The sequence below is a fragment of the Chryseobacterium ureilyticum genome, assembly GCF_900156735.1.
Classification (GTDB): domain Bacteria; phylum Bacteroidota; class Bacteroidia; order Flavobacteriales; family Weeksellaceae; genus Chryseobacterium; species Chryseobacterium ureilyticum.
The window spans coordinates 87817-102316 of record NZ_FTOL01000008.1; the positions used below are offsets into that span (position 1 = coordinate 87817).

Here is a 14500-nt window from a genome sequence, read left to right on the forward strand (position 1 = left end):
AGGAATAATAAGAAATTTTAAGAGGGATTTAAGATTTTACTTATTCTCCTCTGTGACTCGAAAGATCCATAGAAACTCCTATCTGGTTGACATTCGAAGAGTTGTGATATCTTATGTGAGCATAATCTATACGGAATCTTGAGACCTTAATTCCAAATCCTCCGGAAAGTCCTGAAAAGTTTCTTTGATCTGCTACAGCCATATCATTTCCTCTTTTTACGTTATATCCTAATCTGATATTAAAGTTTTTTTCGGGGAATAATTCTGCTCCTAAAGAGAAGTGGTCTGCAATTTTTCTTCCTGCATTTACTTTTTGTCCTTCCGTATTATATTCTGAGGAAATATTGAATTGCTGAAGGTCATGCGCAGTAATGGTAATAGCAAGAGGGAAGTTCTTTAAAATTTTGGTATATCCCACATCAACTCTGAAAGGAAGATTTTCACGGGTTCCGTTGAACGATTTCAACTGAAAGCCAAAGTTTCTTAATACAAGGGAAAGAACTTCTTTATTCTTTTTATTATGGTAAGTGATCCCCGCAGTTCCTGAGATTGCGGAAGATGTATAGTTATCTATTTTTGAGGTAACGAAGTTTAATCCTCCACCAATCGTCCAGTCTTCTTCAAACTGATAGGCATATCCGGCACCAATAGCAACATCTGATGCTTTAAACTCTCCATCCTGAAAACCGCTTTCATCTGTTCTAGGAATACTTCCATAGCTCATATACCTGGCATTGATTGTTGCCATGTGACCATTATCAAAGTCTTTGGCATACGCAATGGTTCCGTATTTGGAATCGGCAAGATAAGCAGTAGCATTTACAGAAAGCTGTTTGTCTGAATCTTTATTTAACAGGGCTGGGTTTGCAATAGCAAAGGAAACATCATAATCTCTTATCGAAATTGCATCTCCACCCAAAGCAGCCTGTCTTGCAGATACAGGTACATTTAAGAACGGATACACATTTGTTCCTGTTTGCGCATAAGAAACAATTCCTGATAGAAATAATGAAAAAATGATAATTTTCTTCAACTCAATTTATAATTAATGCAAAAATAATCCTTTTTCGTACTTTTCAAAATATTTCTGACATTATTTGTAATTAAATATTTTTCTCATATCAATATTTTTAATGATTATATTTGCAAAATCAAATTTTTGAGAATCCAACTCTATTAAAAAGTTATTAAAAATAAAAGATGAAATATAAAAGAATCCTTCTGAAACTAAGCGGTGAGGCCTTAATGGGGAACAGACAATACGGTATTGACAACGAAAGACTGCAGGAATATGCTGCTGAGATCAAGAAAGTAGTTGAAAAAGGCTGTGAAGTAGCGATCGTCATTGGAGGAGGAAATATTTTCCGTGGTGTTGCTGGTGCTGCAAAAGGTATGGACAGAGTGCAGGGAGATTACATGGGAATGTTAGCAACTGTAATCAATGGTATGGCGTTGCAAGGAGCATTGGAAGATGCAGGGATCAAAACAAGACTTCAGTCTGCAATCGAAATGGATAAGGTGGCTGAGCCATTTATCAAAAGAAGAGCGGTAAGACATCTTGAAAAAGGTAGAGTAGTGATCTTCGGAGCGGGTACAGGAAACCCTTATTTTACTACAGATACGGCTGCTACACTTAGAGCAATCGAAATCGGGGCAGATGTGATCCTTAAAGGAACAAGAGTAGACGGAATCTATGACAGTGATCCGGAAAAGAATGCTGATGCAGTAAAATACAATTCGTTATCTTTCGATGAAGTATTTGAGAAAAACCTTAAGGTAATGGATATGACCGCATTTACTTTGAGCCACGAGAATAAATTACCGATTATTGTATTCGATATGAATAAAGACGGGAATTTAGTGAAAATCGTAGAAGGAGAAAATGTAGGTACTCTAGTTGATTTATAGATCATCGATGATAAGTAGAATATAATGGCTGAAAAGAGTTTAATACTACTTGTTGCTTATTATTGATTACTCATCATTTATTGTTTATCAATCATCATTTATAACTAATGTGTAATTTATCAAACTATACTATAATAATGGAAGAATTAGATTTAATATTAGAATCTGTAAAACAGGACATGGACGCAGCTGTAAAGCACCTTGATCATGCATTTCAAAGAATCAGAGCAGGGCGTGCCTCTACATCAATGGTTCAGGATGTAATGGTTGAATACTACGGAGCGATGACTCCTATTAATCAGGTTGCGAACGTTTCTATTCCAGATGCAATGACCATCTCTATTCAACCTTGGGACAGAACAGCGATTAATGCTATTGAAAAAGCGATCATCAACTCAAACTTAGGTTTTGCACCTTCTAATAATGGTGAAAACATTATTCTTAATGTACCACCTTTAACAGAGGAAAGAAGAAGAGATTTAGCAAAACAAGCTAAAAGCGAAACTGAACAAACTAAAATCGTAGTAAGAAACGCGAGACAAGATGGTTTGAAAGAGCTTAAAAAACTTGACGGAGTTTCTGAAGATATCGTAAAGGGTGTGGAAGACGAAATCCAGACTTATACAGATAAGTATGTAAAGCTTTGTGATGAGCATCTTAAGACAAAAGAGGCTGAAATTATGAAAGTATAATTTTCAGTTTTTGAAAATATTTTAAAGAGGATTCCTATTTTGGACTCCTCTTTTTTTTGTATAAAAGATAAATTTGAGAAATTGTTTAAAAATTTACCGTATTAAGTCTGTTTGTTATAATATATTGATGTGTATTATCGTTATATTTATCAATTATTCCTGCGGAATTTAAGAACAGGAGAAAAGCATAATAATGATAACTAAAATTATTGGTGTAGGGAACTACATCCCGTCAGAAACGATAACAAATTTATTTTTTGATCAACATATTTTCCTTAATGAAGAAGGGGTTCTATTAAAAGAAAATAATGCTTCTATTACAGAAAAGTTAAAAAAAATAACAGGTATTGAAGAGAGAAGATATGCTCAGAATACACAGGTTACTTCAGATTTGGGACTCATTGCAGCTCAGGCAGCAATAGAAAATGCAGGCATAGATCCTGAAACGCTGGACTATATTATATTTGCTCACAATTTTGGTGATGTTCGCTTTGGGACGGTTCAGTCAGATACAGTTCCCAGTCTTGCGGCAAGAGTAAAGCACTTATTGGGAATACGTAATAATTTTTGTGTGGCATACGATGTCTTATTTGGATGTCCCGGCTGGATTGAAGGGGTAATACAGGCGAATGCATTTATCAAATCCGGTATTGCTAAGCGTTGTTTGGTCGTAGGTGCAGAAACACTTTCGCGTGTTGTGGATATTCATGACAGAGATAGTATGATCTATGCGGATGGAGCTGGAGCGGCTGTTCTGGAAGTAAATACTGATGATGGATCCGGCATAAAATCTCATTTATCTGCTTCCTATACATTCGAAGAAAAAGATTATTTATATTTTGGAAAATCCTATAATAATGAAAGATGTCCGGATACCCGATACATTAAAATGGATGGAAGAAAGATCTATGAGTTTGCTTTACTTAATGTTCCCGTAGCTATGAAAAAATGTTTGGATAATAGCGGCTATTCTATCGGTGAATTGAATAAAATCATCATTCATCAGGCAAACGAAAAAATGGACGAAGCGATTGTCAATAGGTTTTATCAGCTGTATAATACTCCGGTTCCTGAGAATATTATGCCTATGGTAATTCATAAGCTTGGTAACAGCAGTGTTGCCACTATTCCTACTTTATTAGCCATGATTTTAAAAGGTGAATTGGAACATCATAAAATTGATAAGGGTGATATCGTTCTGTTTGCTTCTGTAGGTGCCGGGATGAATATCAATGCTTTTGTTTATAAATTCTAGTCATTATTCAATTTAAATAAAAATAAAAAGCCTCCAAATTTGGAGGCTTTCTTTATTGTGTAATTATTGATATCTCTTATGTTCCTTACTTTTTGAGAATCTTTTTGTAATAGGTTTGAATAGTGTTTTGTACTTTTCTGCATCAAACAATTGTGAGTCTGTAAGCGCTTTATACGTCATCCATATTCCAAAAGGGAAGAGAATGAAGTTAGGTGCCCATGCTGCCAGATAAGGGTTCATTTTTCCGCTCCATGACATGTTTTCTACTGCTACATTCATTACATAGAAGATGATGAAAATAACGATTGCTATAATTACCGGAAGCCCCATTCCTCCTTTTCTGATGATGGAACCTAAGCTTGCTCCGATCAGGAAGAAAATAATACAGGTTACAGAATAGGATATCATTCTCTGCTGGTGAATAACAACTTTACTGAAATACTTTACATTAGAACTGAACTCATTCTTTTTAGATTCCAACGTACTTTTCATAGTCTCCAGCCTGTTGTAAGAATTGTAAATAAGTTCCAGTTTTTTTTCACCTTTTACAGTATCCAGTTTTATCTGCTGTTTTGCTGCTACCTTAGGCTTGTTAGGTGTATCCATATAAGGAATGGTAGAACTTGTTTGACTTAAAACTTCGTTTCCAACATTTTTAAAAAAGAGCTCGTTTTCTTTTTTACTTCTGTCAATCGTTTTATTTAGCTGATTATAGGTTTCAAAACGGAAGTCATCCGTAATCTGTTCCTTTTCGATGGCTTTATTAATGATTTCACTGATGTCAAAGTGATTTACCAAAGTATCAAATTTAATAGACTGGTCAGGTTGTTTTTGTCTTACATTATCACCTTTACCTTCAATAGCATCTTCAAATACATAACCATTATGTAAAACAAGCTTAAGAAAGTTCTTGTTGGCAGCAGGTACGAATTTTCCTTTTTCAGCTACAACAGTTCGCTGATTTTCATAGATGCTGGCTTTTCTGTGAACAAATACTCCTTCAATATTTTCACCGTTTTCTCCATAAATTTTATCAAACTTTACCATATATCCTGGAATCTGGTCGATGAACTGTCCTGGAGTAAAGTTAATTGCCGGCTTCGTCTGGGCAATGTTGAATAGCATGTTCTTTGCCTTTTTCTGAAAGTCCGGGATGATATTATTGGAGAAGAAAAACAACATGATAGCAAGTGCTGTAGCAATTCCTAATAAAGGAGTCATTACTCTGGTCAAAGGAATACCCGCTGCTTTCATTGCTGCGAGTTCATAACGTTCTCCGAATTCTCCGAATGACATAATGCTCGCCAAAAGGATCGTAAGCGGGAGAACCATACTGATAACATTTACCCCAAGGTAAAAAAGAAGTTTAAGGATTTGCCAATAGCTCAATCCTTTTCCCATAAACTGCCCCATTTGAACCCAGATAATGTTTACAATAAAAATGAAAAACAATACGCTGAATATAAAGAAAAACGGTCCAAAGAAGGTTTTTATGATATATCGGTCTAGTATTTTTAACATGCGCCAAAATTAATCAAAAAGCCGCAAACTTGCGGCTTTTATATTTTGTTATTTTTATTCTGAAGCGAAATCATAGAAAGGCAGATTTACCTTTTTGATTTACAGCTTTTAAAGTTCAGTAATTACGTAGTTTTTAAACTTATTTTTATCAAAAACAAACATATTAGGATCTAAGTCCTGGTTTTCTTTGTATTCTTTAATAGCAATTACGGCAACATCTTTATTACTTCCATGCTGCTCAAGCTTTACCATTTTTTTCTTCGCAGAATCCACAAAAATATAAACATACTGTATTCCGTTTGCTTTTACCGGAGTCAATTTAATGAAATCAGCATTTACACCATTTACAGTTTTCTTACCATTATAAGTTACGTTATACTCGTTTCTGTAAGTGGAAAGATAGTTGATAGGGGAGAACATGGTGGTGCTTCCATTTGGTTTTGCAACAGTCACCTCCATATCATCAGCGTTAATGTTGTATATTTTACTACCGTCAAAGATCTGTTCCGTATCCATGATCTTTAGTTTATACTTTTCTCCTGCAGTGTAATAAATACCAGGTTCTGTCTTGTTTACCTGTCCGTTCAGCCCGCTTCCAAAAGAAAATTTGAAGTAGGAATTCTTTTTGGATTTGTAGTTAGCGGTAATATCATCCAATATTTTTTTCGCTTTTGCATCTATCTTCTGCGCACTTGTCATTCCTATTGCCCCTACAACAAAACTTCCTAATATAACTTTTGAAATAATATTTTTCATTTTTCTTATTTAATAATCTTTAGATAATTTTAAACTTTCAAGGTTAAAGCAATAGAACTTTTCCCTTTATTAATGCTGTTCTTCCAAAAACTGTTCCAAAAAAAACCTTATTTTTGATACTCAATTAAAAAATTATAAATTGAATTTTTTAAAGCTTTCTTGAGATTTTTTCTTTCAGAGCCTCCACCCATGTTTTTAAAACTTCCGGTACTCATATAATTCTGGTTATTGACATTAAAATTTACTTTTGTGGTTAGCTCTGCACTAAAAAGTTGAAACTGCCATGTAATATCCAGTATTTTTGAATCTATATGATCTGAACCTGAATCAACACTATTAATTAAATTGATTTTGGTTTCTTTTGCCATTTCAGAAACTGCTTCTTCAAATGTTTTTTTTACATCAGGTTGAATAAACATTCCTGCATGAGGACCTTCTACATTAAAATTTTCAACACTTGAGGTATTATAATTGAAAATTAGTGTTTTATCTTTATAATAGTCCTTATTAATACTTTTCGAAGAGGAACTCTGAGCTGAGAGGCAAACAGTAACTGAAGTGAGGAATAACCCCAATAATAATTTTCTCATGTAAGTTTTTATGTTTTTTTTTTATGAATTATCTTATTTCCGGTCTTTCAATATACTTATCAAAGTTCTCTGGAAGAATATTAGTTATGGTTAGTTTATTAGAAGTGATGGTAGGCTCAATTTTAATAACTTTAGTATGCTCATTAATTTCAACCGGATGTTTACTTCTCATATTCACCATATCTATATGAAGAGCCGAAAGCTCATGCTTTCCATTTTCTAAATTAACAATTACATATTCTCTTGGTCTTATTTGTCCCAAAGATTTACCGTCAAGCCCAATATTTAATCTTGCTGTATTGTCCATCTTATGAAGAACTCCGGCACCATTATAAATAAGCACTTTCCCATTTCCTAAAGTATTATTGTCAATAACATCTAGTTTTACTGAAGTATAGTCGCTAGGAACGGATCTTAAGGCACATGAAGATAATGTAAGTATACATGCAAAAAGTCCCAGTTTAATGGTTTGTCGTATTGAAATTTTCATGATTATTTTTTAGAATTGAAGATGATTTATATTACTCGGGCATATTTGAAGAAATATGCCCGAGATTTTTTTATATTAATAATTTTTTAAGCCAGATTAGCTTCTTAAATCTTCAAGAAACTGTTCCAAAGAATGCAGGTCACTGATCAGTACCTCTCTTGCTTTAGCACCATTAAATCCTCCCACAATACCACTTGCTTCCAGCTGATCCATGATTCTTCCAGCTCTGTTGTATCCTAATTTCAACTGTCTCTGAAGCATTGAAGTAGATCCCTGTTGTGTAGAAACAATAATTCTTGCAGCGTCTTCAAATAACGCATCCTTTTCATTAGGATCAAAAGCACCTACAGAAGAACTGTTGGCATCTTCAGAAACATATTCCGGTAGGATGAAAGCTGAAGAATATCCTTTTTGCTCTCCGATGAATTCTGCAAGTCTTTCCACTTCCGGAGTATCTACGAATGCACACTGAAGTCTTAATATTTCATTTCCGTTGAAATAAAGCATGTCTCCTTTACCAATTAGCTGATCTGCTCCTGGAGAATCAAGAATTGTTCTTGAGTCTACACTTGAGATTACTCTAAAGGCTGCTCTTGCAGGGAAGTTGGCTTTAATCATACCTGTAATTACGTTTACTGAAGGTCTCTGTGTAGCAACAATAAGGTGAATTCCTACGGCTCTTGCAAGCTGTGCCAATCTGGCAATTGGTAACTCTACTTCTTTTCCTGCTGTCATGATCAAATCGGCAAACTCGTCTACCACCAATACAATATAAGGAAGGAAACGGTGTCCGTTTTCCGGATTTAATTTTCTTTCTGTAAATTTTTTATTGTATTCTTTCAGGTTTTTACAGAATGCATTTTTAAGAAGGTCATATCTGGTGTCCATCTCAATACACAATGAGTTCAGCGTATTGATTACTTTGTTGGTATCTGTGATGATTGCTTCTTCCGCATCTGGCAGTTTCGCTAAATAATGTCTTTCAATTTTTGAATATAAAGAAAGTTCTACTTTTTTAGGATCTACCATTACGAATTTCAATTCGCTTGGGTGTTTCTTATAGAGTAGGGAAGTAAGGATGGCATTAATACCTACAGATTTACCTTGTCCTGTAGCCCCTGCCATCAGTAAGTGAGGCATTTTTGAAAGGTCTGCCATGAAGATTTCATTGGAAATTGTTTTTCCGAAAACTACCGGAAGATCCATATCCGTATTCTGGAATTTCTGAGAAGCAATCACAGAACGCATAGAAACCATGGTAGGATTTTTTCTCGGAACTTCAATACCGATGGTTCCTTTCCCTGGCATTGGAGCAATAATTCTGATTCCTAAAGCCGAAAGGTTCAATGCAATGTCATCCTGTAATTTTTTGATGGCAGCCACTCTGATTCCTGCTTCCGGAACAATTTCGTATAAAGTAACTGTAGGACCAATAGTTGCTTTGATCTCTGCAATTCCTACGTTGAAATTCTTTAGTAGTCCAACGATTTTGTTTTTATTTTCTTCTAATTCTTCCTTGTTAATAGAAATTTCTTCACTACCGTAATCTTTAAGAAGCTCAACAGGTGGCATCTGGAAATTGGCAAGGTCTAATTTATGATCATATAAACCATGTTTTTCAATCAATTCCTGAGACTTTCTGTCAGAATCATCTAAAATGTCAATTATCGGAGCTACTTCCACATTAAATTTGATTTCTTCCTTCACGGATGTTGCCGGAGCTATGGGAGCCGGAGTGGAAGGTCTAATGTCGAATGCTTCTTCAGGAGTAGAAACCGGAACAATTGGTTTTGTTGAAAGATTAAGGCTTACAGGCTGAGAAACTTCTTTGGGCTCATCATCAAAAGATGTATGATTAGGCGTTGTAATTGTTTCTATATTGCTTGATGGCTGTACTTCAGGGAATCCTTTTGGGATATTTACAGCTTCAGGTTCTTTAACTTTATTAATTGTAGTATTGGAAGGGGTGTTGGTAACTTCACTTACGGTAACATTAGGAATAGTTTCATCCTCTGTTTCCGTTTCTTCTGCTTCTTCTTTTAATTCTTCATCAGCTTCGAAATCTTCATCAGAATCCGGCATCATAGATTTTACTTTTCCAATAGTGTTTTCATTGATTTTATTCAATTTTGCCTTGATAGAGCTTGGGCGAAGGTTAAATTCAAGAATGAAATATAAAAGGATACTTGCTGCTAATACCGTCCATAAACCTGCTGTTCCAATAATAGCATTAAGGTAATCCATGATTTGATATCCGTAAACTCCTCCAAGTACACCTTGTCCTTTTGTAAGAGCGCCCATGAAAATAGGAAGCCAGCAAATGAAAAACAGGGAATGTCCAATTGTTTTCCATGGTTTGAAGGTTTTCTTCTTAAGAACCAGAGTTCCTACTACTAAAAACAGAAATGCAATAATAAATGAGGCTATACCAATGCTTTCGAATATGAAGATATTCCCAAACCAGTCTCCGGCTTTACCGAAAATGTTTGAGGATTTGATAGTCTTATCCAGCATAGTTCCTGCCTGGCTTTGATCAGCTTTCCAATTCATTAAATAGGAAATAAAAGATAAGGCAAGTACAGCAGAGAAAAGTATTAAAGTAAGCCCGAAAAATATGCGTGGCTTAGATAAAATTCTACCTTTTTCAGGTGATTCAGTCGTTTTTTTTTGTGTCTTTTTATCCATAAATATCAATGTGGCAAATTTAATGTTTTTTCGATACCAAAAAGAATCTTTTTTCTTCAAAAAACATTTTGTAATCGCCGCTTTTTACTGCAATTATTTAATAGTGATTAAAAATATTTTGTGTTATAATATTGGCTGAAATAAAAATAAGGTTATTTTTTTTGTTTATCCAAATACCGTGCTGTTAAATTATATTAATTGGCTTTTATTTTTTTTTAATGTAAAGTTCAGGAAGATGAATATTTTTTAGTTTAAAATATATAAAAAAGAAAGAAAATAACTTTATTAGGTATTGAGGTTGATACTATAAAATTTGAATTTATTTATTGTTGATAATTAAGTTGGTTTTTCATATAATATGTGAAAAATATTAATGCTATTGAATGTATTCTAGTGATTAAATTTAATAAATATATTATATCTTTGTAATTCATATAGAATGAATATCGTTTTTTGTTATACTATTCTACCGTTTTGGCTGATATTGTACATCATATGGAAAGAACTTTATACATTTTACTTTTTTAATCAATTTCCATATTCCACTTTTCTTCATGATTGGCTTTTCATTATCTGGATTTGTCAATTTGAAGCAGACTACAAACATTAAAAATACATCAATGAGAAAGCAATTATTCTTTGTGTTCTTGTTGGGTAATTGTACACTATGGGCACAATCTCCGGGTGGTGTTTCCAATAATCTGCAGATATGGGTAAAAGCTGATGCGGGTACAGGTACTTCAACAGACAATATACAGGTCTCGATATGGGAGAATCAAAAAACTGGTGGGATAAACGGAATTGCCAACCAGGGGATGCCGGGTTACTACGCCGATCCAGGAGTCGGTGCAAAACCTGTTTATCGTTCTGCAACATCCATTCCCAGTTTTAATTTTAATCCTGCTATAGAAATCGTAAGTACGAACGGATATAGATCTGGATATAAATTTCCTTCAGGTTTTCCTGATAATGTTACAAAGTCACTTACCTCATACACTCATCTTACCAGAACAGCATCCGCTACCTATAGAACTGTTTTTGTGATGAACGGAACTGCTCAGAGCTCTAATCCTACTGATATTGCAGGGGTATGGCAATCTCCTTTTTTTGGAACGAGAACAAATCGCCCTGAATTTTATAATGAAAAAGAATTTGGGGATGTTTTTTTTGGGACGGATGTCATTAATAGCGTAGAAAGTAATGTTCCCAGTATTCAGTCATATTATAACTCTATAGTGGGTACTGATGTGAAATATTTTTTTGATAATAATGGTCTTGTTTATGGCGGTCCTTCGAATAATGTGTCTTCCCTTAATAATTATCCGGGAATGGTTCTTTTGATGGATAATGACGGTGGATCGGGTTCTACTTCTCTGGCTGGAGACAGAATAGGAGAGTTTATTCTATATTCGGAAACACAGACTCCTGTGGAACGGCAGCGAGTGAATTCTTATCTGGCAATTAAGTATGGAATTACTTTACAACAACCGCAAAACTACCTGAATTCAGATCAGATTACTACATGGAACTCCAGTCTGAATACTACTTTTAATAATAACATCTTTGGAATAGCAAGAGATGATATGTCGGTTTTAAACCAAAAAGTAAGCAATAGTATTAATGATGAAAATAATATTATGCTTACACTGGCTACAACTAATAATTTCATTTCACCTAATGCTGATGCTGGCAGAACTCCTTTTGCTCAGGATAAAACCTTTCTGGTAATGGGAGATAATAATGAGCAGGCAATTCCTTTGGTGAATTTTGGAACTACTTCAGGAAAGATTATTCAACGTATCTGGTTCGCTCAGAAAACAAATGATACAGCTTCATTATGGTTGCAAGCCGATCTTTCAGGATATACCGAAATATTACCTACGGATAAAATATTTATGATGGTAGCGGACGATTCCGCATTTACTCAAAATATACAGATGATTTCTGCAACAAGTTTTGTAAATGGTAAAGCCGTGTTCAATTATACATTTCCTTCTAATAAATATATTACCTTCGGAACCAATCTTCAAGCTTATTGTACAAAAGATCCGGCTATAGGAACCCCAAACAGTGCGACAAAATTTGGGATTACAGGTCATACAGGATTTCAGGCAAACTGGCCCGCTATCATTCCGAACGGATTTATTGCTCTTGAATCTACCAATAAAGGCTTTGTCATCACCAGAACTACAACAGCCAATATAGCGGTTCCTGTAGAAGGAATGTTGATTTTTGATACTGCCGATAATTGCATCAAACTCTATAATGGAACTTCATGGAACTGCATTGTAAGATCTTGCAATGAATAACTATTCACATTTAAAAATAATACAATGAAAAATATAGTAGTACTTATAGGATTTTTGTCATCTGGATTTGTATTCGCGCAAGTTGGCATCGGAAAAGAATCTATAGATGGAGATGGAATTCTTGATTTTGCACCTAATAGCACTAATGGTATTATGCTTCCCATTGTAGAGGCTTTGCCTAATGATGCTGTAGCCGGAACTATTCTGATGGATAAAAATGATAAGATGATAAAAATGAAAGATAATTCTGGCTGGGTAGCGCTGAGTGATGCAGGTTCTATTGATAATGTTACTTTCAATACCAATGCTGAAGTATCTGGTCCTAATAGAGTCATTATCGGAAATCCTGCCACAACAGTTCCTGGTGTGTTAGTACTGGAATCAGCGAATAAAGCTTTAATATTGCCAAAAGTAGCAGCTCCTCATATCAATGTTAAAAGCCCATATCCTGGAATGATGTGCTATGATACAGTAAGCAAAACGATGGCTGTATTTGATGGATTAAAATGGAGTTACTGGAAATAGTATAAAGATTGAACCGAAGGAAATACCTTCGGTTTTTTGTTGATGTTTATTTTTTGAACTAGTTCAAAGGTTAAGAATTAGATGCTTTATAACTTTGTCTCATAAAGTTTAATCAATGAAAAATATATTAAAAAACATCTTCACTTTAGGTCTTATTTTACTATCAATGGTACAAATCAACGCACAACAAAAAAAGACAATGGAAAACACAGCACTATTAATTATTGATGTACAAAATGATTATTTCCCGGGAGGAAAAATGACATTGGAAGGATCTGAAAAAGCAGGTAAAAATATTCAACAGGTATTGGAATATTTCAGAAAAAATAATCTACCTGTTGTTCATATCAAACATATTTCAACCAATGAAGGAGCAACTTTCTTTTTACCGGGAACTTCAGGAGCGGAAATTCATCCTTTAGTTTCGCCATCTGGAGATGAAAAAGTTATTGTAAAACATTTCCCCAATAGTTTCAGGGAAACTGAGCTTTTAGAGTATCTTCAGTCTAAGAATATCAAAAATCTTATTATTACAGGGATGATGACTGATGTTTGTGTAGAATCTACGACAAGAGCAGCTTTTGATTTCGGTTTCAGTAATACGATTATCGGAGATGCTACTGCTACCAGAGACAGAGAGCTTGACGGGAAAATTGTGAAAGCTGCTGATGTACAAAAATCGTTTTTAGCAGGAATATCAGCACTGGGAAATCTGTACGCAAATATTATAAATGCCTCTGAATTTTTAAGCAAGAAATAATACTAATACAAAATTGTAATAAATAAAGATATCAGTAATATTGGTATCTTTATTTTGTTAAATGAAATCATGTTTGATCTACTTCACAAAAATATCAGCAGATATATTAATCTTTCAGAGGAAGAGTTCAGAAAGTTTACTGCTCCGTTTCAGTTGAAAAGCTTTAAAAAAAGAGACGTTGTTCTTAAAGAAGGAGATTATTGTCTTTTTGAAGGCTTTGTTCTGAATGGATGTTTTAAAATTTATTATCTTAACGAAAGTGGTTTCGAACAAACTCTTTATTTCGCTGTTGAAGGGTGGTGGATCACGGATATTGACAGTCTCATCAATCATGTTCCAAGCATATTAAATATTGAAGCGCTTTATGACAGTAATGTATTAATGATTTCAAAAAAAGACAAAGAATGCCTGTATGAAACAATGCCACAGATTGAAAAGCTTTTCAGAATTATGAATCAGCAATCATCTGTCGCCTTGCAGAGAAGAATCTTGTCCTTGACGGGAAAAACAGCTGATAAACGTTATCTGGAGTTTCTTCAGAAATATCCCGGATTAGAACAGAAACTCACCCAACAACAGGTTGCTTCTTACCTTGGGATTACTCATGAGTTTTTAAGTAAGATAAGGAAAAAGATTTCGTTGGAATAATAGGTTGATTTTTACACATTTTGATTCAAATTTTACGCTCTTAATAGTTTAAATTAGAATTGTTTTAAAGTAAAATGTTTATGAAATAGAGTTTTACGATTGAATTTGTACGTTAATTTCTATTGATGAATGAAATTTACAGGATTAAATTAACCCTATATACCTTCTTTTTTCAATCAATAAAATGCTGTTGATTGAAAACTTAAACTACCAAAAAGTTGTTTTTTTTCAAAATAGAGAAAAAAGAGTTGAATATTTTTTCTGTTCAAAATTAAACAGTTGTTTTTAATTATTTGATTTTCAATATATTTATTATTAAATTAGTTTTACTAAATAGAAGTTCTCAATCACGAATATAGGT

Annotated in this window: 13 protein-coding genes; 7 read left to right on the top strand and 6 right to left on the bottom strand. The window is 34.1% G+C overall.

The window, feature by feature from the left end; translation table 11 throughout:
• Nucleotides 1–40 precede the first annotated feature (40 nt).
• Nucleotides 41–1033 carry a type IX secretion system protein PorQ gene (porQ, locus tag BW983_RS18800; protein ID WP_076553408.1) on the bottom strand — a complete coding sequence of 331 codons (993 nt, stop codon included), beginning with the start codon at nucleotides 1031–1033 and terminating at the stop codon, nucleotides 41–43.
• 167 nt (nucleotides 1034–1200) lie between these two features.
• Here porQ and pyrH point away from each other — a divergent pair, with 167 nt between their 5' ends.
• The 3 genes from pyrH to BW983_RS18815 all read left to right on the top strand — a co-directional run bounded on the left by pyrH (nucleotide 1201) and on the right by BW983_RS18815 (nucleotide 3855).
• On the top strand, nucleotides 1201–1908 hold the full coding sequence (pyrH, locus tag BW983_RS18805) for a UMP kinase (RefSeq protein ID WP_068943145.1): 708 nt from the start codon (nucleotides 1201–1203) through the stop codon (nucleotides 1906–1908).
• 137 nt (nucleotides 1909–2045) lie between these two features.
• Nucleotides 2046–2600, top strand: coding sequence for a ribosome recycling factor (gene frr / locus BW983_RS18810; protein ID WP_076553409.1), 555 nt, complete (start codon nucleotides 2046–2048; stop codon nucleotides 2598–2600).
• A 193-nt stretch (nucleotides 2601–2793) separates the two neighbouring features.
• On the top strand, nucleotides 2794–3855 hold the full coding sequence (locus BW983_RS18815; protein ID WP_076553410.1) for a 3-oxoacyl-ACP synthase III family protein: 1062 nt from the start codon (nucleotides 2794–2796) through the stop codon (nucleotides 3853–3855).
• 63 nt (nucleotides 3856–3918) lie between these two features.
• On the opposite strand, the gene BW983_RS18820 is transcribed toward BW983_RS18815, so the two are convergent.
• From BW983_RS18820 to BW983_RS18840, 5 genes are all read right to left on the bottom strand, one after another.
• Nucleotides 3919–5376, bottom strand: coding sequence for an LptF/LptG family permease (locus BW983_RS18820; RefSeq protein ID WP_076553411.1), 1458 nt, complete (start codon nucleotides 5374–5376; stop codon nucleotides 3919–3921).
• Nucleotides 5377–5484: 108 nt separating this feature from the next.
• Complete coding sequence (locus BW983_RS18825; protein ID WP_076553412.1) at nucleotides 5485–6132, bottom strand: outer membrane lipoprotein periplasmic chaperone LolA1; 648 nt, start codon at nucleotides 6130–6132, stop codon at nucleotides 5485–5487.
• Nucleotides 6133–6239: 107 nt separating this feature from the next.
• Entirely contained in the window at nucleotides 6240–6722 is a 483-nt protein-coding gene (locus BW983_RS18830) for a hypothetical protein (RefSeq protein WP_076553413.1), read from the bottom strand.
• A gap of 28 nt (nucleotides 6723–6750) precedes the next feature.
• The gene (locus tag BW983_RS18835) at nucleotides 6751–7212 is read right to left on the bottom strand and encodes a hypothetical protein (protein ID WP_076553414.1); all 462 of its coding nucleotides are present in this window, start codon (nucleotides 7210–7212) and stop codon (nucleotides 6751–6753) included.
• A 96-nt stretch (nucleotides 7213–7308) separates the two neighbouring features.
• A complete protein-coding gene (locus BW983_RS18840; protein ID WP_076553415.1) occupies nucleotides 7309–9897 on the bottom strand; it encodes an FtsK/SpoIIIE family DNA translocase in 2589 nt (862 codons plus the stop codon).
• 620 nt (nucleotides 9898–10517) lie between these two features.
• Here BW983_RS18840 and BW983_RS18845 point away from each other — a divergent pair.
• The 4 genes from BW983_RS18845 (at nucleotide 10518) to BW983_RS18860 (ending at nucleotide 14139) form a co-directional block, all read left to right on the top strand.
• On the top strand, nucleotides 10518–12206 hold the full coding sequence (locus BW983_RS18845; protein ID WP_139329316.1) for a DUF8202 domain-containing protein: 1689 nt from the start codon (nucleotides 10518–10520) through the stop codon (nucleotides 12204–12206).
• 24 nt (nucleotides 12207–12230) lie between these two features.
• A complete protein-coding gene (locus BW983_RS18850; RefSeq protein WP_076553417.1) occupies nucleotides 12231–12731 on the top strand; it encodes a hypothetical protein in 501 nt (166 codons plus the stop codon).
• A gap of 115 nt (nucleotides 12732–12846) precedes the next feature.
• Nucleotides 12847–13491, top strand: coding sequence for a cysteine hydrolase family protein (locus BW983_RS18855; RefSeq protein WP_084184588.1), 645 nt, complete (start codon nucleotides 12847–12849; stop codon nucleotides 13489–13491).
• Nucleotides 13492–13560: 69 nt separating this feature from the next.
• Nucleotides 13561–14139, top strand: a complete 579-nt coding sequence (locus BW983_RS18860) for a Crp/Fnr family transcriptional regulator (protein ID WP_076553418.1) — start codon at nucleotides 13561–13563, stop codon at nucleotides 14137–14139.
• Nucleotides 14140–14500: the final 361 nt, after the last annotated feature.

What these genes read in the sequence shown, in the direction of transcription:
- BW983_RS18830 (WP_076553413.1), bottom strand. Translation starts at nt 6,722, where the DNA reads ATGAGAAAATTATTATTGGGGTTATTCCTCACTTCAGTTACTGTTTGC.
- BW983_RS18840 (WP_076553415.1), bottom strand. Translation starts at nt 9,897, where the DNA reads ATGGATAAAAAGACACAAAAAAAAACGACTGAATCACCTGAAAAAGGT.
- pyrH (WP_068943145.1), top strand. Translation starts at nt 1,201, where the DNA reads ATGAAATATAAAAGAATCCTTCTGAAACTAAGCGGTGAGGCCTTAATG.
- BW983_RS18825 (WP_076553412.1), bottom strand. Translation starts at nt 6,132, where the DNA reads ATGAAAAATATTATTTCAAAAGTTATATTAGGAAGTTTTGTTGTAGGG.
- BW983_RS18860 (WP_076553418.1), top strand. Translation starts at nt 13,561, where the DNA reads ATGTTTGATCTACTTCACAAAAATATCAGCAGATATATTAATCTTTCA.
- BW983_RS18820 (WP_076553411.1), bottom strand. Translation starts at nt 5,376, where the DNA reads ATGTTAAAAATACTAGACCGATATATCATAAAAACCTTCTTTGGACCG.
- BW983_RS18845 (WP_139329316.1), top strand. Translation starts at nt 10,518, where the DNA reads ATGAGAAAGCAATTATTCTTTGTGTTCTTGTTGGGTAATTGTACACTA.
- frr (WP_076553409.1), top strand. Translation starts at nt 2,046, where the DNA reads ATGGAAGAATTAGATTTAATATTAGAATCTGTAAAACAGGACATGGAC.
- BW983_RS18835 (WP_076553414.1), bottom strand. Translation starts at nt 7,212, where the DNA reads ATGAAAATTTCAATACGACAAACCATTAAACTGGGACTTTTTGCATGT.
- BW983_RS18850 (WP_076553417.1), top strand. Translation starts at nt 12,231, where the DNA reads ATGAAAAATATAGTAGTACTTATAGGATTTTTGTCATCTGGATTTGTA.
- BW983_RS18855 (WP_084184588.1), top strand. Translation starts at nt 12,847, where the DNA reads ATGAAAAATATATTAAAAAACATCTTCACTTTAGGTCTTATTTTACTA.
- BW983_RS18815 (WP_076553410.1), top strand. Translation starts at nt 2,794, where the DNA reads ATGATAACTAAAATTATTGGTGTAGGGAACTACATCCCGTCAGAAACG.